The sequence below is a fragment of the Acetobacter papayae genome, from assembly GCF_047721125.1.
Lineage (GTDB): Bacteria > Pseudomonadota > Alphaproteobacteria > Acetobacterales > Acetobacteraceae > Acetobacter > Acetobacter papayae.
This window is the reverse complement of the sequence record NZ_JBDNWF010000010.1, coordinates 32,181-52,692: the sequence shown is the minus strand read 5'-3', so window position 1 is coordinate 52,692 and position 20,512 is coordinate 32,181. Positions and strand designations below refer to the sequence as shown.

Annotated in this window: 16 protein-coding genes; 8 read left to right on the top strand and 8 right to left on the bottom strand. The window is 60.4% G+C overall.

Annotation, left to right across the window (positions count from 1 at the left end; genetic code table 11):
- Positions 1-18: 18 nt before the first annotated feature.
- Together ABF757_RS05150 and ABF757_RS05145 are read right to left on the bottom strand one after the other, a co-directional pair.
- On the bottom strand, positions 19-930 hold the full coding sequence (locus tag ABF757_RS05150; protein ID WP_415481213.1) for a response regulator: 912 nt from the start codon (positions 928-930) through the stop codon (positions 19-21).
- The gene (locus ABF757_RS05145; protein ID WP_462897824.1) at positions 927-4,412 is read right to left on the bottom strand and encodes a hybrid sensor histidine kinase/response regulator; all 3,486 of its coding nucleotides are present in this window, start codon (positions 4,410-4,412) and stop codon (positions 927-929) included. The genes ABF757_RS05150 and ABF757_RS05145 overlap by 4 nt, the downstream gene beginning before the upstream one ends.
- A 76-nt stretch (positions 4,413-4,488) precedes the next feature.
- Here ABF757_RS05145 and urtA point away from each other — a divergent pair, with 76 nt between their 5' ends.
- Genes urtA through urtE form a run of 5 tightly spaced genes read left to right on the top strand, consistent with a single transcriptional unit; the run spans position 4,489 to position 10,057 of the window.
- Positions 4,489-5,829, top strand: a complete 1,341-nt coding sequence (gene urtA, locus ABF757_RS05140) for an urea ABC transporter substrate-binding protein (RefSeq protein ID WP_415481211.1) — start codon at positions 4,489-4,491, stop codon at positions 5,827-5,829.
- Complete coding sequence (gene urtB, locus ABF757_RS05135; RefSeq protein ID WP_415481210.1) at positions 5,822-7,426, top strand: urea ABC transporter permease subunit UrtB; 1,605 nt, start codon at positions 5,822-5,824, stop codon at positions 7,424-7,426. The genes urtA and urtB overlap by 8 nt, the downstream gene beginning before the upstream one ends.
- Positions 7,423-8,568: an urea ABC transporter permease subunit UrtC gene (urtC, locus tag ABF757_RS05130; RefSeq protein WP_415481209.1), complete on the top strand. Its 1,146-nt coding sequence runs from the start codon at positions 7,423-7,425 to the stop codon at positions 8,566-8,568. The genes urtB and urtC overlap by 4 nt, the downstream gene beginning before the upstream one ends.
- Positions 8,565-9,305: an urea ABC transporter ATP-binding protein UrtD gene (urtD, locus tag ABF757_RS05125; protein ID WP_025860406.1), complete on the top strand. Its 741-nt coding sequence runs from the start codon at positions 8,565-8,567 to the stop codon at positions 9,303-9,305. The genes urtC and urtD overlap by 4 nt, the downstream gene beginning before the upstream one ends.
- Positions 9,306-9,361: 56 nt before the next feature.
- Entirely contained in the window at positions 9,362-10,057 is a 696-nt protein-coding gene (gene urtE, locus ABF757_RS05120) for an urea ABC transporter ATP-binding subunit UrtE (protein WP_415481208.1), read from the top strand.
- Between the two features lie 189 nt (positions 10,058-10,246).
- On the opposite strand, the gene thiC is transcribed toward urtE, so the two are convergent.
- Positions 10,247-12,142 carry a phosphomethylpyrimidine synthase ThiC gene (thiC, locus tag ABF757_RS05115; RefSeq protein WP_415481207.1) on the bottom strand — a complete coding sequence of 632 codons (1,896 nt, stop codon included), beginning with the start codon at positions 12,140-12,142 and terminating at the stop codon, positions 10,247-10,249.
- 404 nt (positions 12,143-12,546) lie between these two features.
- Between thiC and ABF757_RS05110 the strand changes: the two genes are divergently transcribed.
- The gene (locus ABF757_RS05110) at positions 12,547-14,049 is read left to right on the top strand and encodes a sugar porter family MFS transporter (RefSeq protein WP_415481206.1); all 1,503 of its coding nucleotides are present in this window, start codon (positions 12,547-12,549) and stop codon (positions 14,047-14,049) included.
- Between the two features lie 98 nt (positions 14,050-14,147).
- Here the strand turns inward: ABF757_RS05110 and accC are convergent, their stop codons facing one another.
- The 3 genes from accC to aroQ are packed head-to-tail and all read right to left on the bottom strand — an operon-like array spanning position 14,148 to position 16,404.
- Entirely contained in the window at positions 14,148-15,491 is a 1,344-nt protein-coding gene (accC, locus tag ABF757_RS05105) for an acetyl-CoA carboxylase biotin carboxylase subunit (RefSeq protein WP_415481239.1), read from the bottom strand.
- Complete coding sequence (gene accB / locus ABF757_RS05100) at positions 15,491-15,952, bottom strand: acetyl-CoA carboxylase biotin carboxyl carrier protein (protein ID WP_025860408.1); 462 nt, start codon at positions 15,950-15,952, stop codon at positions 15,491-15,493. The genes accC and accB overlap by 1 nt, the downstream gene beginning before the upstream one ends.
- On the bottom strand, positions 15,949-16,404 hold the full coding sequence (aroQ, locus tag ABF757_RS05095; RefSeq protein ID WP_035370571.1) for a type II 3-dehydroquinate dehydratase: 456 nt from the start codon (positions 16,402-16,404) through the stop codon (positions 15,949-15,951). The genes accB and aroQ overlap by 4 nt, the downstream gene beginning before the upstream one ends.
- A gap of 275 nt (positions 16,405-16,679) precedes the next feature.
- On the opposite strand from aroQ, the gene ABF757_RS05090 reads away from it, so the two are divergent.
- Complete coding sequence (locus ABF757_RS05090) at positions 16,680-17,381, top strand: septal ring lytic transglycosylase RlpA family protein (RefSeq protein ID WP_415481204.1); 702 nt, start codon at positions 16,680-16,682, stop codon at positions 17,379-17,381.
- Positions 17,382-17,447: 66 nt separating this feature from the next.
- Here the strand turns inward: ABF757_RS05090 and ABF757_RS05085 are convergent, their stop codons facing one another.
- Complete coding sequence (locus tag ABF757_RS05085; protein ID WP_415481203.1) at positions 17,448-18,548, bottom strand: YihY/virulence factor BrkB family protein; 1,101 nt, start codon at positions 18,546-18,548, stop codon at positions 17,448-17,450.
- Positions 18,549-18,925: 377 nt separating this feature from the next.
- On the opposite strand from ABF757_RS05085, the gene ABF757_RS05080 reads away from it, so the two are divergent.
- Positions 18,926-20,056 carry a type III PLP-dependent enzyme gene (locus ABF757_RS05080; RefSeq protein ID WP_415481202.1) on the top strand — a complete coding sequence of 377 codons (1,131 nt, stop codon included), beginning with the start codon at positions 18,926-18,928 and terminating at the stop codon, positions 20,054-20,056.
- A gap of 139 nt (positions 20,057-20,195) precedes the next feature.
- Here ABF757_RS05080 and ABF757_RS05075 read toward each other — a convergent pair.
- Positions 20,196-20,512, bottom strand: a 317-nt coding sequence (locus ABF757_RS05075; RefSeq protein WP_415481201.1) for a heme exporter protein CcmB, incomplete at its 5' end; no start/stop codon positions are given.

Genomic DNA, 20,512 nt, shown 5'->3' with positions numbered 1-20,512 from the left:
TATAGGCTGGCCGGGTGCTTACGGCCTGCCCTGTCCTTCCTGCAACAGGCGCGAGGCGGTGGATGCTGCGGCGGCCCGTGTGCTCATGCCAGTTTTATTGTAGATTTGCTCCATATGTTTATCGACCGTGCGGGGGCTGACAGACAGAATATCCGCAATGTCGCGGCTTGTTTTGCCGCGTGAGATCCATAAAAGCACTTCGGCCTCACGCGCGCTCAGGCCCAGTCTGTCCTGCAATACCCGCTCGGGCTGGTGGGCCTGTGTGGTAATGCGCAGCAGCCGCTCATCTTCCCCCATACCGTTGCCTGTAGCACCGACAAAAATCAGGCTTAGTTCATGATCCTCTTCCCTATGGCGCAACAGTACACTTCCCGGTGCAGGCAACGGCGTGGGAATGGATAGTTCCGCCAGCAGGGAGGGGGGAATGTTCTCCAGCAGGCGGGCCGCATGGGGTGTTGTCCATACGATATCGCCCCTGCGGTTGAGCGCTAGAAAATACCGCCCGACATCATCCAGCGCCCCATGGGTCGCGCGGATACGCGCCGAGGCCTCAAGGTGAACATTCACCCGTGCCAGCACTTCCTCCAGCCGTAATGGCTTGTTCACGTAGTCCACCGCACCGGCTTCGAACGCACGTAATACATGCTCGGTTTCTGTCAGTCCGGTCATGAAAATGATCGGTGTCGTTGCGTTCTGTCTTCTCTGGCGCAGTTTTTTGCATACTTCCCAGCCGGTCATGCCCGGCATCAGGGCATCGACCAGAATCAGGTCTGGTGCTGTATGCGAGACCACTTCAAGCGCTGCTACCCCTGATTGGGCAAGCAGAACCGTGTAGCCGTTATCAGAGAGTTTTTCATCCATGATACCCAGCACGCTTGGGTCATCATCAATCACGAGAATACAGCGGCGTGTGGAAGCAGACAGGGTCATGGCTGTGTGTGTTCCAGATGCTGGCGAAGGTTTTCAAGCTGATAACCGGCGGCGAGTGTGAGCAGCGGGGCCAGAACATTCTGTAGTTCCGGCCGATTGGCCTGCAAAACAGCCAGATGGTTTTTCAACTGACGCAGATTGCCGCTGTCCAGCGCTTCAAGCAGGAGCGCGCGTTCGGCAGGGGGCAGGTGCGCCGCCTGCTGGGGGGGCATGTCCCTGCAGGGTTCATGGGCTATCTCACTGGATGTTTTGCCCTCGTTGGTGGGAGCCTGCGTGCCTGATTGTCCTGTTTCATCCGTAAGAGGGTATGGGGGAGCTTCTGCCGTATCAGGCATGATCCATGTCAGGGAGAGAATATGACGGATGTTTTCGAGCAGAACCGACAGGTTGACGGGTTTGCCAATCACGGGACAGTCGTCCAGCGAGGGAACATGCCGGTTTGCACTTTCCACCAGATTGCCGGTCAGGAACAGGATGGGAATGGCAGGGCCACCTTGTGCGCGAATACGCAGTGCGAGTTCGCGCCCGTCCATTCCCGGCATGGACAGGTCGAGCAGGAGCAGGTCGGCCTGGCGGGTTTCAAGCCAGCTCAGGCAGGCGGGGCCACTTTCCACATCCTCGATATCGAAACCGCATTGCTCCAGTAGTTCGCGCATGATCTGGCGGTGTTCGGGGTTATCATCGACAATCAGCACCTTGCGGCGCGGGCCTGCATAGCCGGCGGGGAAAGCGGAAAGGCGCGGGGCGGGGCGGCTTTGCCGGTCAGGCAGCATCAGCCGCACGCGAAAGCGCGTGCCCACACCGGGTGTGCTGGAAAATGTCAGCTCTGCGCCCAGTATTTCGGTCAGCAGTTTTGTAATGGTCAGGCCCAGCCCGGTGCCGGGAATACTGGCGGTGGAGGCAGAGCGTTCGAAAGGCTCGAAAATCCGCCCCTGATCTTCGGGCGGAATGCCAAGGCCAGTATCTTCAATAACGAATTCTGCAATCTGTGCCTGCCATGTTGCGGAAAAGGTGACAGAACCTTTCTGCGTGAACTTGACTGCGTTGGAGAGCAGGTTGAGCAGGATCTGTCGCAGCCGGTGTTCATCGCAAGTGACAACCGCTGGCAGCGGGCCGGGCTGCCATACAAAGCGCAGGCCCCGTGCCTGTGCCTGCATGCGGATCATCTGTGCGACCGATTCAAGAAAAACCGGCAGCTCCACCATGTCGGAATGCAGCTCGATCCGGCCGGCCTCAATGCGCGAGATATCGAGCAGGCCCGACAGGATAGAGGTGATATGCTCGCCGCTTTCGCGCATGATACCCAGTGCGCCCAGCCGTTCGGGCGGGATACGGCGGTCATGCTCGAAAAGCTGGATATAGCCCATGATGGCATTCAGCGGAGAGCGGATTTCATGACTGATCCCGCTGATATAGCGTGTTTTGGCAAGGCTTGCGGATTCAGCCTTTTCACGCGCCTGTTGCAGGGCCTGATCGGTGCGGCGGCGGGCACGGATTTCGTTCATGAGCAGGCGGGTCTGGTGCAGGGTTTCGCGCGTGGCGGTGCGGCGGCTTTCCTGCGCCATGACCAGCAGCCACGCCCCCACCGTGCTGGCCAGAAAAGAGACAATCAGCAGCGTGCTGTCAAAAGGCAGGCCAGTCTGGCGTGCCAGCAGCGCCATAACCACAACAATGCCGCAGAGCAGAAAGGCAAAGCGTCCCCCGGGCGAGGTCAGAACATGGCGCAGGCGTGGCGGCAGGCTGTGCAGCGGGGTTGCCATTTGTGCGGCCATACGGGTGGAAACAGGCTTGCAGCGGTCGCGGCAGCGGCTGTCCAGCGAACAGCATAGCGAGCAGATTGTGCCGCCATAGGCCGGGCAGGGGGCCATATCTTCCGCTTCAAAGCGGTGTTCGCAAATGACGCAGGTTTTGTGGGCTCTGGTGTTCCAGTCTGTGGGGGGCTGACGAGCCAGATAGGTGCGCCCGCCGGTTATGGAGGCCAGAAGGGGCGCGCTCAGGCAGGCCAGTGCCAGTGTTATGAAAGGGGCATAGGCCGCAGCCAGCGGGCCTGCAACACCGCTCAGGGCCACAAACCCCATAGTGGCAGCCAGTGCCCATGCCCCCAGCCCGACAAGGTTGAGGTCAGGCAGGAAGGCGCGTTTGAACTCTATGCGCGCGGGGCTCAGCTTCAGGGGTTTGCACAGTGCCACATCCCCCAGAATGGCCCCGATCCACGCGCAGGCCAGCACGGCATAGAGCGTGATCCCGGTCTGGATCGTGTTCACCAGCCCGGCTTCCATCAGCAGCAGGGCAATGGCGATATTGAACAGCACGTAAAACACCCGCCCCGGATGAGTGTGTGTCAGGCGGGAGAAGAAGTTCGACCACGCCAGCGACCCCGCATAGGCATTGGTGATGTTGATTTTGATCTGTGAAAGCGCAACCAGCGCGACAGTCAGCACGGCGGCAAGCTGGGGTGGCACGCATGTGCTCCATGCCAGCCAGTACATCAGCCCCGGCTGTGCCGCCTGTGCGGCTGAAAATCCGCCTTGCAGCACGGCCCATGCCAGCAGCGAGCCCGCCATGATTTTAAAGGCGTCCAGCACCACCCAGCCCGGCCCGCCCAGAACCAGTGCCACCCACCATGCGCGGCGGTTCTGGGGTGTCTGCTCGGGCAGAAAGCGCAGGAAATCGATCTGTTCCGCACTCTGGCAGACCAGAACGATAATGACCGAGGCCGCGCTGCCAATGGCAATGGCGTTGACCTCGCCCAGTGCCGGGGTAAGCCCGTTGAAATGCGCCCAGCCCGGCACAAGAGCAGGGTGGGTGAGCAGGAGAGCCACCAGCGGAATAAGGTTGAGCGCGAGCCAGACCGGCAGTGTTGCAATCTGGAAACGGGCGATGAAGGTCATCCCCCATGTGACAAGCGGGATGATGATGACCGAGCAGCCCAGATACGCAAGCCAGAGCGGCATGCCCAGCAGTGCGTGCAGCGTGCCCGCCAGAATGGCGGCTTCCAGCCCGAAAAAAATGAACGTGAAACTGGCGTAAATGACCGAGGTTATGGTGGAGCCGATATAGCCGAAACCGGTGCCGCGCGTCAGCAGGTCTATATCCAGCCCGGCCCGTCCAGCCGCCACACAGAGGGGGAGGGTAATGCAGAAAATAACCACCGTGGCCAGCAGGGTTGCCAGCAGCGTGTTGGAAAAACCAAAAGCCAGCGTGAGCGTGCCCCCCATGGCCTCAAGCGCCAGAAAGGATGTGGAGCCAAGGGCCGTTAGCGCGGCGCGCATGGGGGTGGCGGCCCGCGCCTTGCGCGCAGTAAAGCGCAGGGCGTAATCCTCGAATGTCTGGTCGGCCGCCCAGCGGCTATAGGCCCGCCGTGTGCGGACAATACGCAGGCGGCTGGTGTCTGGCGGGGGGGCTTGCGTCAAGATTACGCGGTCCTGCTGTTCCCGGTTGGCTGATGTACTTATAGCGGTGCCGGAGGCCTGACACACCATACGCAGGATCGCGTATGGCGCGGCTGTCTGTCATTTGGCTGATAATGAGGGCAGCAGCAACAGGAGTGCTTTGTTCATGTCGGCCAAACTGCCCCCCCTTTCCCGCCGCGCCTTCGGGCGTCTGGCTCTGGCATCGTCCGCAGCGGCACTGGGTGCTGTCTGGAAACCGGGTGATGCGCTGGCCGCTACCCCCAAGGGTGAGCCGATCAAGGTCGGCATTCTGCATTCCCTGTCCGGCACCATGGCTATCAGCGAAACGACCCTGAAGGACGTGATGCTGATGCTCATTGCCGAGCAGAACCGCAAGGGCGGGTTGCTGGGCCGCCCGCTCGAGGCTGTTGTGGTGGACCCCGCATCCAACTGGCCGCTCTTTGCTGAAAAAGCGCGCCAGCTTCTGTCGGTGGACAAGGTAGCCGCAGTGTTCGGTTGCTGGACCAGCGTATCGCGCAAGTCGGTGCTGCCGGTGTTCGAGGAACTCGACGGCATCCTGTTCTATCCTGTGCAGTATGAAGGGCAGGAGTGCAGCCGCAATATCTTCTATACCGGTGCGGCCCCCAACCAGCAGGCCATTCCCGCAGTGGATTATCTGCTGAGCGAGGAAGGCGGCGGCGCCAAGCGTTTTGCCCTTGTGGGTACGGATTATGTCTATCCGCGCACGACCAACCAGATCCTACTCAACTACCTGAAGGCCAAGGGCATCAAGGAAGAGGATATTATGGTCAATTATACGCCGTTCGGGCAGTCCGATTGGCAGACCATTGTATCGCAGATCAAGGCTTTTGGTTCGGCGGGTAAGAAAACGGCTGTTGTTTCAACAATCAATGGCGATGCCAACGTGCCCTTCTATAAGGAGCTGGGTAATCAGGGCATTTCCGCCACCGATATTCCCGTCATGGCTTTCAGCGTTGGTGAGGAAGAACTGGCGGGCATGGATACCAAGCCGCTGGTTGGCCAGCTCGCCGCGTGGAACTACTTCGAAAGCATCAATACGCCCGCTAACGAGGCGTTTATCAAGGAATGGCACGCGTTTACGAAAAACCCCAAGCGTACCACAAACGATCCCATGGAAGCGCATTACATCGGCTTCAACATGTGGGTGCAGGCGGTGACCAAGGTGGGCAGCACTGACCATGACAAGGTGATTGACGCCATGATCGGTATCCGCCAGCCTAACCTGACAGGTGGTGTTGCCGAAATGCTGCCGGATCATCATCTGACAAAGCCTGTCTATATCGGTGAAATTCAGGATGATGGGCAGTTTGCCGTCGTATGGAAAACACCCGCACTGGTGCCGGGTCAGGCGTGGTCTCCCTGGGTGCCGGAAACCAAGGACCTGATCGGTGACTGGAGCAAGCCTATCGTCTGCGGCAATTACAACACGGTTACAAAAACCTGCCTTAGCAAGAAACATGCGTAGTTTTGTAAGATTCTGCCTTGTAGCGGCTTTTTGCGTGGGGGCCGCTTTTGCGGCTCCGCGTTGCGCACGGGCAGATGTTTTTGCGGGGCTGGCCAGCGGTCAGTTCGATACCGTGGCGCAGGCTATAACCGAACTGGCCGTATCGGGTTCTCCACAGGCGGGTGCCGTGCTGGGCGCGCTGGAGCAGCATCGGCTGTTTTTGACGCCCGATGGTGGGCTGTTCCTGCGCGATGGCGAGGCTTACGTGGATGCCCGCACCGGCCAGCCCGTAGCGACCCCGCCCGAGGGGCTGGCTGCGGTGCGGTTGAATAACCGTGTGCGCAAGGCGCTTGCGGGCGCACGGGCGGGTATGGATCTGTTCTCGGCGGACAGGGCCGCGCGCCTGCATGCCGCTACAACCCTGTACGAACGGCATGACCCGGCGGCATTGCCGGTGCTGCAACAGGCCCTGAGTGCCGAAAAGGATGCCGCCATTCACAAGGAACTGGCGCTGGCTCATGCCGCGACCATTCTGGCGCAGCCCCCGGCAGACGACCAGCTTGCCGCCCGCATACAGGCCGTTGCGGCTCTGCGCGCCACAGGCGGGCTTGAGGCGCGCGGTATTCTGGCCGGTGTCGGGGCTAATGAAAGTGAAAATGCGCAGGTTCGCAAGGCGGCACAGGAGGCCGTGGCCAGCATAGACTGGCGCTTGCGGGCATGGAGCATTGGCCAGAACGCCTTTTACGGCCTGAGCTATGGTTCGGTTCTGTTGCTGGCGGCAACGGGTCTGGCCATTACGTTTGGCGTCATGGGCGTGATCAACATGGCTCATGGCGAACTGGTGATGATCGGGGCCTATGTTACATGGCTGGTGCAGCAGGGCGTGCGCTCGGTGGCTCCTGCGCTGGAGCCGGTTTCGTTGCTGCTGGCCATTCCCGTGGCGTTTTGTGTCTGCGGTGGGCTGGGTGTGCTGATCGAGCGCGGGCTGATCCGGTTTCTGTATGGCCGCCCGCTAGAAACCCTGCTAGCGACATGGGGGCTGTCGCTCATTATGCAGCAGGCCGTGCGTTCGGTATTCGGGCCGACCAATATTCCTGTTGCCACGCCGGGCTGGCTTACGGGGTCTTTCGCGCTGGGGGGTATGGACATTACCCTGAACCGCCTTGCCATTCTGGTTTTTGCATTCCTCGTGCTGGGAACGCTCATGTGTGTGCTACGGCGCACCTCGTTGGGGCTGGAAATGCGCGCGGTTACACAAAACCGGCGCATGGCCGCGCTGATGGGTATCCGTACCCCACGGGTGGATGCACTGGCCTTTGGGCTGGGGGCCGGGCTTGCGGGTCTGGCCGGGGTTGCTGTTAGCCAGATCGACAATGTCAGTCCCAATCTGGGGCAGACCTATATTATCGACAGTTTCATGGTGGTTGTGATCGGTGGTGTGGGCAATCTGTGGGGCACGCTGGCGGCAGCCATGACGCTGGGCATGGGGGGTAAGGTTCTGGAGCCCGTCATTGGGGCGGTATCCGCGAAAATTGCCATTCTCGTTCTGGTTATTTTGTATATTCAGCGTAACCCGCGCGGCATGTTTCCCGTGCGCGGGCGTGGGGTGGAATCATGAACCGCCTGTTTCCATCCACATCGGGCGCGCAGGGCTTTGCGGGTGTTGCGCGCATGGCGGTGGTTGTGCTGGTGGGTGCAGTGGTGCTGGCCGTAGCCAGCCTGCTGCCCGAAAGCAGCCCGTTGCATGTGTCCGCTTTTACGGTTTCGCTGGCAGGCAAGTATCTCTCTTACGCCATGCTGGCGCTTGCGGTTGATTTGGTCTGGGGTTTTGCCGGGATACTGACACTCGGCCACGCTGCATTTTTTGCGTTGGGTGGCTACGCCATGGGCATGTATCTCATGCGCGAAATTGGCGCGCGGGGTGTTTATGGCAATGCCAGCCTGCCCGATTTCATGATCTTTCTGTCATGGACAAAGCTGCCTTGGTACTGGTGGGGCAGCGGGCATTTTCTCTGGGCCTGCCTGCTGGTGCTGGCGGTGCCCGGTGTGCTGGCGGGTGTGTTTGGCTGGCTTGCCTTCCGCTCGCGGGTTTCGGGCGTGTATCTGTCCATTATGACACAGGCGCTGACCTATGCGCTCATGCTTGCATTTTTCCAGAATGGCTTTGGGTTTGGGGGCAATAATGGCCTGACCGATTTCAAGGATATTCTGGGCGCGGATTTGCACAGCCCTGTAACCCGTGCGGTTCTGCTGGTTATAACGGGTGTTGTGCTAGCGCTGGCACTTATGCTGTCGCGCTTTGTGGTGGCGGGTCGTTTTGGCAACCTGCTGGTGGCGGTGCGTGATGCAGAAAGTCGCACGCGTTTTCTTGGCTACAGGCCTGAGCAGGTCAAGCTGCTGGTATGGGTGTTTTCGGCCATGCTGGCGGGTGTGGGGGGGGCGCTGTACGTCACGCAGGTTGGTATTATCAATCCTGGTGAGTTCGCTCCTGCCAATTCGATTGAATCCGTTATCTGGGTTGCAGTTGGTGGCCGTGGCACCCTGTCTGGCGCGGTGCTGGGGGCGGTGCTGGTGAACATGGGAAAGACCGTGTTTACGGCATGGTTGCCGGAATTCTGGCTGTATGGTCTGGGGCTTTTGTTTCTGGTTACGACGCTGTTTCTGCCCAAAGGGGTTATGGGCTTGTTTAAACCCGCCCCCCGTAAGGAGGCAGAAGACATCACGCCCGAGGTTTCCAGCCCGGAAGGAGATGAGGCATGAATGCGCCAAAACTTCTGGAAATGCGTGATGTCAGCGTTACATTTGACGGGTTTAGAGCTATAAATGGTCTGAGCCTGACACTGGCTGCAGGCGAAATGCGTGCGATTGTCGGCCCTAATGGGGCGGGCAAGACGACGATGATGGATATCATCACAGGAAAAACCCGCCCAGATAGCGGTAGTGTGCGCTTTCATGGTCAGGATCTTACCCGTCTGGATGAACCCGCCATCGCCCGGATGGGGATTGGCCGCAAGTTTCAGAAACCCACGGTTTTTGAGGCGCTGAGCGTGCGCGAAAACCTGCTTCTGTCATTAAGTGGCCTGCGTGGACCATTTTCGGTTCTTATGGCGCGCCTTTCGGGGAAGGAGCAGGCACGGGTGGACCATCTGCTGGATATGACCAGACTGGGTGATTTTGCCGACCATCAGGCTGGTGGCATGAGCCACGGGCAGAAACAATGGCTCGAAATTGGCATGCTTTTGGGGCAGGAGCCCGAGCTGCTGCTGGTGGATGAACCGGTAGCAGGCATGACCGATGCCGAAACCATGGCCACGGCAGACCTGCTACGCGAAATCAACCGTACGCGTAGTGTTGTGGTGGTGGAGCACGATATGGATTTCGTGCGCGCTCTGGATGTTGGCGTGACTGTGCTGCATGAGGGCTCGGTGCTGGCCGAGGGTGCGCTGGATACAGTCAGTGCTGATCCGCGTGTTATTGAGGTCTATCTTGGCCGCTAGAGTATGCGCAGGCAGCCCTTCGGGCACAATGGACGCAAGGAAAGGAGATAGCCCGCATGCTCAGGGTTGAGGACGTGCATCTGCATTACGGAGCCGCCATAGCCCTGCGCGGTGTTTCCCTGACCGCGCAGGTGGGGCAGGTGAGCTGCGTGCTGGGGCGCAACGGTGTGGGTAAAACCAGTCTGCTGCGTGGCATTACCGGCATGCACGCGCTCAGTGCCGGACGCATTGAGTGGGAAGGAGAGGACATAACCCGCCTGCCAGCCTATGAGCGCGCTAGACGGGGCATTGCCACGGTACCGCAGGGGCGCGATATTTTTCCGCTGCTGAGTGTGCGCGAAAACCTTGCAACAGGCTTCGGTCTTTTGCCGCGCAGGCAGCGCCGGGTGCCTGATGAGATTTTCGACCTTTTTCCTGTTCTGGCCAAAATGCTTGACCGTAAGGGGGGCGATCTCTCCGGCGGGCAACAGCAGCAGCTTGCCATTGCACGCGCGCTGGTTATCCGCCCGCGCCTGCTGGTGCTGGATGAACCGACAGAAGGGATTCAGCCCAGCATCATCAAGGATATTGGCACCATTATCGGTATGCTACGCGACCGGGGCGACATGGCTATTGTTCTGGTAGAACAGTATTTCGATTTTGCTTTTGCGCTGGCCGATCAGGTTACGGTCATGGATCGGGGCAAGGTCGTGCTGTCAGGGGAGGCCCGCAGCCTCGTGGCGGACGAAGTGCGCACACATATCGCGATCTGAATTATTCAGATTGATTGGGTGTCTGGAAAGAGGCTTTTTGGAAATACATTTTCCCACTCGTTCTACGATTGGACAGTATTCGTCCGCGTTGGTTGGCGGATAAATAATTTCAAATATTGAGCTCTGGTGTTTTTCAAGGTCGTAAAAGAAAAGGCCCACCCCGCAAGTGGGGGTGGGCCTTGTATGGCGTTATTCTGCCGCGGGTACGTAAACGCGGCCGCCAGCCTGACGGAACTCCTCGTTTTTCTGTTCCATGCCAGCGAGGCGGATGGCATCTTCGCGCAGGTCCTGGCTGATCCGCATGGAGCAGAATTTCGGCCCGCACATGGAGCAGAAATGCGCAGTCTTGTGGGCCGTGCGCGGCATGGTTTCATCGTGATAGGCGCAGGCCGTATCCGGGTCGAGCGAGAGGTTGAACTGATCCTCCCACCGGAAGGTGAAGCGTGCGCGGCTCAGGGCGTCATCACGCCTGCGGGCCGCAGGGTGCCCCTTGGCCAGATCAGCGGCATGAGCCGCAATCTTGTAGGTGATAACGCCTGTTTTCACATCGTTGCGGTCTGGTAGGCCCAGATGCTCCTTGGGTGTTACGTAGCACAGCATGGAGGTGCCGAACCAGCCGATCATGGCTGCTCCAATGGCCGAGGTGATGTGGTCATAACCCGGAGCGATATCGGTCGTTAATGGCCCAAGCGTATAGAACGGCGCTTCGTCACATTCGCGCAGTTGCTTGTCCATGTTTTCCTTGATCTTGTGCATGGGCACATGGCCCGGCCCTTCGATCATGACCTGACAGCCCTTGGACCAAGCGATCTTGGCCAGTTCGCCCAGCGTTTCCAGTTCAGCAAACTGGGCGGCGTCATTGGCGTCAGCGGCGCAGCCGGGGCGCAGGCCATCACCCAGCGAGAACGAGACATCATAGGCGCGCATGATGTCGCAGATTTCCTCGAAATGTTCGTACAGGAAGCTCTCGCGGTGGCCGTTGAGGCACCAGCTCGCCATGATGGAGCCGCCGCGTGAGACAATGCCCGTTACCCGCTCGGCGGTCAGCGGCACATGGTGCAGGCGTACACCGGCATGGATGGTAAAGTAGTCCACTCCCTGTTCGGCCTGTTCGATCAGCGTGTCACGGAAAACCGGCCAATCGAGTTTCTGAACGTCGCCACCAACCTTTTCCAGCGCCTGATACAGCGGCACGGTGCCGATGGGCGTGGGAGCGTTACGCAGAATCCAGTCACGGATATTGTGGATGTTCCGGCCCGTGGACAGATCCATGACCGTATCCGCACCCCAGCGAATGGACCAGACCAGCTTTTCCACTTCTTCGGCAGCGGAGGAGGTCACGGCGGAGTTGCCGATATTGGCGTTCACCTTGACCAGAAAATTCCGCCCGATAATGACCGGCTCAAGTTCGGGGTGGTTGATATTGGCGGGAATGATGGCCCGGCCGCGTGCGATTTCGTCGCGCACAAATTCGGGGGTGACAAAGTCGGGCAGGGCAGCACCAAAGGATTCGCCATCGGCCCGGCGTATTGCCGCATCCGGGGCGGCCTGTTCGCGGCTCAGGTTTTCGCGGTGCGCCACATAGATCATTTCTTCGGTAATGATCCCGGCCTTGGCGAATTCATACTGTGTCACCTTTTGCCCGGGCTTGCCCTTCAGCACCGTGTGGGGGGCAGGGCAGGGGGCAACAAGATGCGCGCCCTCGGCATTGCCGTTATCCTCGGGGCGGACACTGCGCGGCGTGGTCTGCTCATAGCCGCGCAGTGCCAGCCATGCCGAGCGGATGCGGGGCAGGCCGCTGTTAACGTCTATGCGCGCGGCAGGGTCAGTATAGGGGCCGGACGTATCATAAACACGCAGGGGCGGTTCGTTCGCATCCGGGCTGAGCATGATGTCACGGAAAGGCACGAGAATATCGGGCCGTCCTGCCGGGCTGCTATAGACCTTGGCCGAACCACGAATAGGCCCGGTGGTGACATGGCCCGGAGCCGGTGCCGTGGTGTTGGCCGGTTTGGGGTTGCCGCCCGCATGTCCGCCCGGGGCGTTTTCATGCGGCGCGTCAGGCGCTGACAGGGTAGAAGACATTACATTTCTCCTCAGCCGAGGAGGACAGGCCAGACCAGACAACCCGAAAGGGTTTACGCGCGCGTGCAGCCATGCAGGCTGTTCTTGTCAGGCACCAGTCCCTCCGCCGGTATGAGCCGGATCAGGTTCCCCATCCGAGCCTCATGCCCGGATGGCAGGGTCGCCACGGTGCCTCCTTGCGGATAGCGTGAAGTGGCCTCTCAGTTCCTTGCCGGAACCCCCCTTGGTGGGGCCAAGCAGATAACCAAGGTCCGGTAACTGTCAAGAAAAATTCGGATAGAATGGAGAATCCGGGCTGCCTGTACAGGGCCTGAAAACGGGCTACGCGCGCACGGATACAAACATCACAATAGAGAAAAAATTTATAGATGTGAAATGATTTTTGTTTATGTCATGCTTTTGTCATGGTAAACGAAAGAAAATCAGCTCTTAACGCTCTGAAGAGCCTTGAAATATCGCCCAATGCAGGACGTGTATTGTGGTTTGCTGTCTTTGTGTCTGCCATATGTGGTGGACTTTACGGCTATGATACCGGCATAATTTCCGGTTCGTTACTTATCATGGAGAAAGACTTTCATCTTTCTTCTGTTCAGGAAGAACTGATTACCTCAGCCATCCTGGTGGGCGCGGTACTGGGTGCGGTGGGCATTTCGTGGTTTTCCGAGCGGTTCGGGCGGCGTAGTGCTGTCATGATTGTGACCGCAGTGTTCACCACGGGGGCCATTGCCTGCTCACAGGCACCGGATGTGGCAACGCTGATTGTGGCGCGTATCTATCTGGGGCTGGCGGTGGGGGGCTCCACGCAGGTGGTGCCCACCTATATTTCCGAACTCGCTCCCGCCAGCCAGCGGGGTAATCTGGTCACGGTCTTTAATGTCGCGATTGGGGTCGGGATTTTTCTGGCCAACCTCATCGGCTTTTCCATGCGTGATAGCTGGGGCTGGCGGCCCATGATTGCCGTTGCGGCTGGCCCGGCGGCTTTTGTGTTCGTGTGCATGTTCTTCATGCCGCGCAGCCCGCGCTGGGTGGCTGAAAACGAGGGGCTGGTGCCCGCACTTGAACAGCTTGGGCGGGTGCGCTCCTCCCGCAAGCTGATTCGGCGCGAAATTACCGAAATCCATGACAGCGTTTCCGGTATGGAAGATCAGGAGCGGGGTTGGCGTGGCCTTATGCTGCCCTGGGTGCGCCCGGCACTGATCGCGGCACTCGGCACTGCGTTCTTTACGCAGGCCGGTGGTCTGGAGATGATGATCTACTACACCCCCACATTTCTCTCCGGGGCCGGGTTTGGCGGGTCCAGCGCTCTGCTGACCAGCCTTGGCGTGGCGGCTGTCTATCTGATCATGACCCTGCTGGGCTGCCTGTTTGTGGACAGGATCGGCCGCCGCAGGCTGATGCTGATCATGGGGCCGGGCTCGGTGCTGAGCCTGCTGGGGCTGGGTATCGTGTTTGCCCTGCATCCTGCGCCGGGCAGCACGGGGAGCTGGCTGGTTATCGTGTTCCTGCTCCTGTTCATGATGTTCAACTCTGGCGGTATTCAGGTTGTGGGCTGGCTGCTGGGGGCTGAAATGTTCCCCCTGCCCATGCGTGCGGCGGCGTCGAGCGTGCATGCCTCCGTGCTGTGGGGGGCTGACCTGCTGGTAACGGCCACAGCACTTTCGCTGGTTCAGCATATTTCGCTGGGGGGTACCATGTGGCTGTATGCCGCGGTCAATCTGGCCTCGGTGGTGTTTGTCTGGTTCTGCGTGCCCGAAACGTCAGGGGCCTCGCTCGAGGATATCGAGAACGCGCTCCGCGAAGGCGAATTCCGGCCTACAGCAGCGAACGGGCGGCGTATCGCCATATCGGAGGATGAGAATGAACCCGAGGGTTCGACGGTGGCAGAGGTGCCCCACGCCGTATCCTGAGCGGTTTATACGTTTGTAAAATAACAAGGGCGGCTCCTGTAAAAGAGCCGCCCTTGTTGCGTCTGGTCTTGTATCAGCCCCCGGTAAAGGGGTTGGTTTTACTGTGAGCGGGCCGTGAACTGCTCCAGCCAGTGAATGGTGTATTCACCCTTCTGGAATTCGGCATCCTCAAGAATGCGCCGGTGCAGCGGTATGACGGTCTTGATGCCTTCAACCACGAACTCGTCCAGTGCACGCTGCATGCGGGCAATGGCCTGTGCGCGGGTGGGGGCATGCACGATCAGCTTGGCGATCATGCTGTCATAGAACGGCGGCACCCGGTAGCCGGTGTAAAGGGCGCTATCCACGCGCACGCCCAGACCGCCCGGCGGGTGATAAACCGCAACCGTGCCGGGGCAGGGGGTGAAGGTGTCCGGGTCTTCGGCATTGATGCGGCATTCGATCGCATGGCCGGAGAAGGTGACATCCTCCTGCGTGTAGCCAAGCTTTTCGCCCGCAGCCAGACGGATCTGCTCACGCACCAGATCCACGTCGCACACCATTTCCGTAACCGGGTGCTCGACCTGAAGGCGGGTGTTCATTTCAATGAAGCAGAACTGCCCATCCTGATACAGGAACTCGAGCGTGCCCGCGTTGCGGTAGCCCATGCGCGAGAGTGCTTCGGTGGCCGTGCGGCCAATCGTGTCGCGCTCTTCGGTGCTGAGGGCGGGGGAACCTGCCTCTTCAAGCAGCTTCTGGTGGCGGCGCTGCAAGGAGCAGTCGCGTTCACCAAAATGCACGACGTTGCCGTAGTTATCGCCCAGAATCTGCAACTCGATATGGCGCGGGCGGTCCATGTATTTTTCAAGGTAAACCGCGTCATTGCCAAAGGCAGCACGGGCCTCTGTGCGGGCCATGTTCCACGCATCGGCCAGTTCATCAGCCGAGTGTGCGACCTTCATGCCGCGCCCGCCGCCGCCTGCTGCTGCCTTGATCAGCACAGGATAGCCAACCTGTTCGGCCACGCGCCGGGCTTCGTCCAGGTCGGTCAGTTCCCCATCCGAGCCGGGTACGAGCGGCACGCCCAGTGCGAGCATGGTGGTTTTGGCCGTGATCTTGTCGCCCATCATGCGAATGTGTTCTGCCGTGGGGCCGATAAAGGCCAGACCGTGGGCTTCCACGGTTTCGGCAAAATCCGCATTTTCGGACAAGAAGCCATAGCCGGGGTGAATGGCTTCCGCCCCGGTGATGGTCGCGGCCGAAAGAATGGCCGCCACGTTCAGGTACGACTCGCGCGATGCAGCCGGCCCAATGCACACAGCCTCATCCGCCAGACGCACATGCATGGCGTCGGCATCGGCAGTGGAGTGGACAGCCACGGTCTTAATGCCAAGCTCCCGGCAGGCGCGCAGGATGCGAAGGGCGATTTCGCCGCGATTGGCGATGAGGATCTTGGAAAACATCACTCGATAATGGCAAGCGGCTGGCCGAATTCCACCGGATCACCCGAGGCGACAAGAAGGGCCTTGAGCGTGCCGCTTTTGGGAGCCTTGATCTGGTTGAAGGTTTTCATGGCCTCGATCAGCAGCAGGGTCTGGCCCGCGCTTACGGTCTGGCCTTCCGTTACAAACGGGGGCGAGGACGGGTCGGGCGTCAGATAGGCCACGCCCACCATGGGGCTGGATACCGCACCGGGGTGGCGCGAGAGATCAGCCGCAGCCGGTGCTGCCGCAGGGGCCGCAACGGGGGCGGGAGCCTGCGCCACGGCAGGAGCGGCAGCAGCCACAGCCTGCACGGGGGCGGGCATACGCGCCACGCGAATGCGGTTGTCTTTTTCCGCTATCTCGATTTCGGTCAGGCCGGTTTCAGCCAGAATTTCAGCCAGAGCCCGGATGGCATCCGCGTCCACGAGCAGTCCGCTCATCGGTTGTCCTCATTTGCAATAAGATCGGTCATTGCTTGCAATGCCAGAGAATACCCCCCTACGCCTAGCCCGCAGATAACGCCGGTGGCGGCGCGGGAGACATAGGAGTGGTGGCGGAATTGCTCGCGGCGGTGGATATTGGAGATATGAACCTCAATTACCGGCAGGTCCGTGGCCAGTAGCGCATCAAGCAGGGCGATGGAGGTATGACTGTACCCTGCCGGGTTGATCACGATACCACGCGCCCGCCTGCGGCACTCCTGCACCCAGGAAATCAGCTCGCCTTCGGTATTGGTCTGGCGGAAATCCACCGCCAGTCCCAGCTTTTCGGCTGTACGGAGGCAAAGCTGTTCCACGTCGTCCAGCGTGGCCCGACCGTATATTTCGGGTTCGCGCTGGCCGAGCATGTTCAGGTTCGGGCCGTTCAGAACAGCAATGAGAGGTCTTTCCATAATAGAGCAGGGCCCTAGCACGATGCCGGGCTCTCTCCAAGAGAAGACAGCATGCCGGTGCAGGAGTGGGGCAAAAGGGCGGGGTGTTCGGGGGGCTCGGGTGCAGCGGTAAAAGGAAGGGAGAGGGCCATATTTTCGCCATGCACAGGCGGCAGACAGGCAGGCAGTCTGGCCGTCCTGTAAAGGCGCGGAGGCAGAAAAAGGTTGATTCCGGCGGCCCAAGGCGGTCATGTGCAGGGGTGTTAAGCCCAGATTCACGGAAATGGAGCAGGCAGATGCCAGTCCAAAACCGGAGACGAGCGGGATGGTTGACCGTGCTTGCCGCCCTTGTTGCAGGGGGGGGGAGCGTGGCAGCCCACGCTGGCGAATTGCCTGAACACTCTGGTGCTACGCATTCCAGCACGCCACAGGCAGGCGGTACCGCATGGGCCGATTCCGTATCCCGCGCTTTGCAGGCGCGCAGTCATGAAGATCCGGCCCTGAGCGACTTTGGCGGGGCATCTCAGGGCGGTGCAGGGTCTGCTCAGCACCGTCCGGTGCAGACGGGCATGGCAAGCTGGTATGGCGGGCGGTTCCATCATCGGCGCACGTCTTCGGGAACGCCTTTTGACAGGGCGAGCCTCACGGCCGCCCACCCGACAGCCCCGCTGGGTAGCAAGCTGCGCGTGACCTCGGAAGAAACCGGGCGCTCCGTGGTGGTAACGGTCAATGACCGTGGCCCCTATAAAAAAGGCCGGATCATCGATCTCTCCCACGCAGCCGCCGCACAGATTGGCATGCTGGGTTCAGGGGTTGCGCATGTGCGGGTTGAAACCGCGAGTGCTCGCGAAGTGGCCGAAGCCCCGGAAAATCTGGGGATAGGCGCGGATGATCTGATTATTTCTCCGAGCCATGTCATTGCAGGGCCGCACGTAAAAATCAGGCATGGCGTCATTACCCACACCCATGCGGGCCGCAGGATCGTGGCGCGGCGATAAGCCGCTACCGGGCAATCTAAAGCTGTTACTTTAAGATGTGTGGAAGGCCGGGCTCAGGGCTTGCTGTCAGGAGCCTGCCGCTGGCTCGTTGTTGTCGCAGTCCTGCCCTTCGGGGGTCATGCTGTGCCAGACGATCAGCCTCGGGTTGCCTCGGGCATAGCTTTCCATTTCCGCATTCAGTTCAGCGCCCATGAGCACCACCCATGCGGTAACGAAAAACCACATCATGATGACGATAAACGCCCCAAGCGGCCCGTAGGTGGTGTTGTAGCTGGCCAGATGCGCTACGTAATAGGAAAAGAGCTGCGAGGCGGGAATGAGCACGAAGCTGGCCAGAACAGCCCCGGGCATAACCCAGCGCCAGCCCGTGCGGCGCTGGCGGTCCGGGCCGTAGCGGTAGAGGGTGGACAGGGCCAGAATTTCAAAGGTGAACAGGATCAGTGGCCCGCTCAGGCTGCTCAGAAAATCGGTTGAACCCGGCGGGGTGGGAATATGCAGTCGCAGTGACAGGTTCAGCAGCAGCGGAATGGCGACCATCAGCGCAATGGTCAGCACCGCGCCCAGAACGGAAAAAAGTGTCAGGGCGAAAGCTGTGGCCTGAAAAACAAAGAAATTCCGATGCTCACGGGCATTATACGCCATGTTGAGCGCCGAGATGATGGAGCGCGTAGCGGCAGAGGCCGACCAGAGCGCTACCGTGAGCGAAATAATCAGGTTGAGTGTCAGGGAGGTATGGGGCTCGGCCACCAGCACCTGCACTCGATTCTGGATCAGCATGAAAACGCTGGGCGGCAGCAGGGGGCGCAGCGCGTCCATCTGTGGGGTGACGGTCTGTACGTCAAATGCCAGGCCGTAGATGGAAATCAGCGCGCTGATAGCCGGAAAAAGCGAGAGCGTGCTGTAGAACGCGCAGCCTGCGGCCACCAGCGTGGAAGGCCCCGCCACCAGACTGCGCGCCGTACGGGAGATGATACGCCGCCAGTCGGCCCAGCGCAGGGCCAGAGGCGTGTCCGGTTTGGGTTTGGCAGGTGCGGCCTTGCCGGGGGGCGGCATATCGGGGGCCTGATGCACGGGGGTCGTTTCTGCGGCCGGGGCAGAGGGTGCGGAGGATAGTTGCGAAGAATCGGGCCGCGTGAACGCCTGCATTGTGGGGGAGGTGTCTTTCATTCTGCGCCCTGCCGCCCTGCGGGGTGTACCTGTGGGCATTGGGCCGGGCTTTTGCTTTGGGGCCATGAATTATGGCGCAAGAACAGCATTACAGCCTTGATCCTTAGCGGTCACGGCTGTGTGTTGTCATGTTTTTTCGGATAAACCGATTTTTTCACTTGCACTTGTGGCGGTTTGGCCGCATATGCGCACCCCTACGCAGCAACGCACGTGCCACTGGCCCTCTGAGGTTACGCAACGACGTCAAGCGTTCTGGCAATCGGGACCGTCCTTGTTTTTCTGGGCGTTCTGCCTTTGGTCGCTGGTCCGTTAGACCGTTTCGCAACTCCTTCTCCGCTGTGTATGCCGGAGAAGCATGAACTGGGGGAGTGGGAGCTATGAATCCCAAAATTACCCGTTTCATTGCCGAGAACAACCCGGCAACGCCCTGCCTTGTCGTCGATGTTGACGAGGTTGAATCTCGTTACCGCGCCCTTGGGCGCGCTCTGCCGCAGGCGCGCATTTATTATGCCGTCAAGGCTAACCCCGCCACGCCGATTCTGGATCGTCTGGTCGGGCTTGGTTCCTGCTTCGATGCCGCCTCGTGGGAGGAAGTCTCCCTGTGCCTTCAGGCTGGGGCTGATCCGTCTGCCATTTCCTTTGGCAATACGGTCAAAAAGGTTTCCGCCATCCGCGCGGCGTATGAGGCGGGCGTACGCATGTTCGTCTTCGACTGCCGCGAAGAGCTGGAAAAGCTGGCCCGCCATGCGCCCGGCAGCCGCGTTTACTGCCGCCTGCTGGTCGATAACTATGCCGCCGAATGGCCGCTGTCGCGCAAGTTCGGCACGACGGTGGAATCCGCTCGCGACCTGATGCTGGCCGCTCGCGACATGGGGCTGGACCCGTATGGGCTGTCCTTTCATGTGGGGAGCCAGCAGCTTTCGGCCGAGGCGTATGAGGTGGCGATTGCCCGTGTGGCAAGCCTGTTCACCGACCTGAGTGCGGCTGGGCTTGATCTGCGCATGATCAATCTGGGCGGTGGTTTCCCCATTCGCTACCGTGAAGACGTGCCCGAGATCGACCATTTTGCGGATGCGATTTTCCGCGCCATGACCGAGCATTTCGGCAACGCCATGCCCGAAATGCTGGTGGAGCCGGGCCGCTTTATCGTGGGTGAGGCTGGGGTTGTGCATACCGAGGTGGTTCTGGTCAGTGCGCGTGGTCGCAAGGACGGGCTACGCTGGGTGTATCTGGATATCGGCCGGTTTGGCGGTCTGGCGGAAACGGAAAACGAATCCATCCGCTATGCTATTCGTACCGGGCGTGACGGCGCGCCGTCCGGCCCCGTGGCGCTGGCTGGGCCAACCTGCGATGGGGCGGATATTCTTTACGAAAAGACCCGTTACGACCTGCCGCTGGATCTCGAATCGGGTGAGATGATCGATCTGCTGGGCACAGGGGCGTATGTCTCCACCTACTGCTCGACCCGGTTTAACGGTTTTGCACCGCTGGCCGAACACTACATCTGAGTAAATCGCTCTCGTAGCGGTAATAGACTGAACTCAAAGCGCGCCGTTTTTACGAACGGCGCGCTTTTTTATTGTGCGGGGCTGATCGAGCTTCAAGCTGCGTCTGCCCCGGCCCGCATCCGGTTTGCGTGGAGCGTGGTTATTCGGTGGCTGCGCGCAAGCCTGCTCCTGCCGCCAGCGGGCAGAGTGGCAGGGCGGCGGCTACAAACGCGCCCAGCAGTTCCAGATCAGGTTTCCATGGCAGGCCGGTGGCGGCGGCATCAATGGCGGCGGCTCCAAAAATCAGGGCCGGGGTTATCAGTGGCAGGGTCAGCAGTGGCAGCAGCACCCCGCCCCGGCGCGCACCCAGCACGATGGAGGCCCCCACGGCCCCCCGGGGCGACGGCAGGCGGGCGGCGCGGGACAGCCCGCGCCGCAGGGGCGGCTGGGGGGCGGCGGGGGGGCGGGGCCTGGTGG

Bases quoted from the DNA above. Each gene is read 5' to 3' on its own strand.
- ABF757_RS05145 (WP_462897824.1), bottom strand. From the start codon at position 4,412: ATGGTGTGTCAGGCCTCCGGCACCGCTATAAGTACATCAGCCAACCGG.
- urtA (WP_415481211.1), top strand. From the start codon at position 4,489: ATGTCGGCCAAACTGCCCCCCCTTTCCCGCCGCGCCTTCGGGCGTCTG.
- ABF757_RS05150 (WP_415481213.1), bottom strand. From the start codon at position 930: ATGACCCTGTCTGCTTCCACACGCCGCTGTATTCTCGTGATTGATGAT.
- thiC (WP_415481207.1), bottom strand. From the start codon at position 12,142: ATGTCTTCTACCCTGTCAGCGCCTGACGCGCCGCATGAAAACGCCCCG.
- accB (WP_025860408.1), bottom strand. From the start codon at position 15,952: ATGAGCGGACTGCTCGTGGACGCGGATGCCATCCGGGCTCTGGCTGAA.
- urtC (WP_415481209.1), top strand. From the start codon at position 7,423: ATGAACCGCCTGTTTCCATCCACATCGGGCGCGCAGGGCTTTGCGGGT.
- ABF757_RS05090 (WP_415481204.1), top strand. From the start codon at position 16,680: ATGCCAGTCCAAAACCGGAGACGAGCGGGATGGTTGACCGTGCTTGCC.
- aroQ (WP_035370571.1), bottom strand. From the start codon at position 16,404: ATGGAAAGACCTCTCATTGCTGTTCTGAACGGCCCGAACCTGAACATG.
- urtB (WP_415481210.1), top strand. From the start codon at position 5,822: ATGCGTAGTTTTGTAAGATTCTGCCTTGTAGCGGCTTTTTGCGTGGGG.
- urtE (WP_415481208.1), top strand. From the start codon at position 9,362: ATGCTCAGGGTTGAGGACGTGCATCTGCATTACGGAGCCGCCATAGCC.
- ABF757_RS05110 (WP_415481206.1), top strand. From the start codon at position 12,547: ATGGTAAACGAAAGAAAATCAGCTCTTAACGCTCTGAAGAGCCTTGAA.
- urtD (WP_025860406.1), top strand. From the start codon at position 8,565: ATGAATGCGCCAAAACTTCTGGAAATGCGTGATGTCAGCGTTACATTT.
- accC (WP_415481239.1), bottom strand. From the start codon at position 15,491: ATGTTTTCCAAGATCCTCATCGCCAATCGCGGCGAAATCGCCCTTCGC.
- ABF757_RS05085 (WP_415481203.1), bottom strand. From the start codon at position 18,548: ATGAAAGACACCTCCCCCACAATGCAGGCGTTCACGCGGCCCGATTCT.
- ABF757_RS05080 (WP_415481202.1), top strand. From the start codon at position 18,926: ATGAATCCCAAAATTACCCGTTTCATTGCCGAGAACAACCCGGCAACG.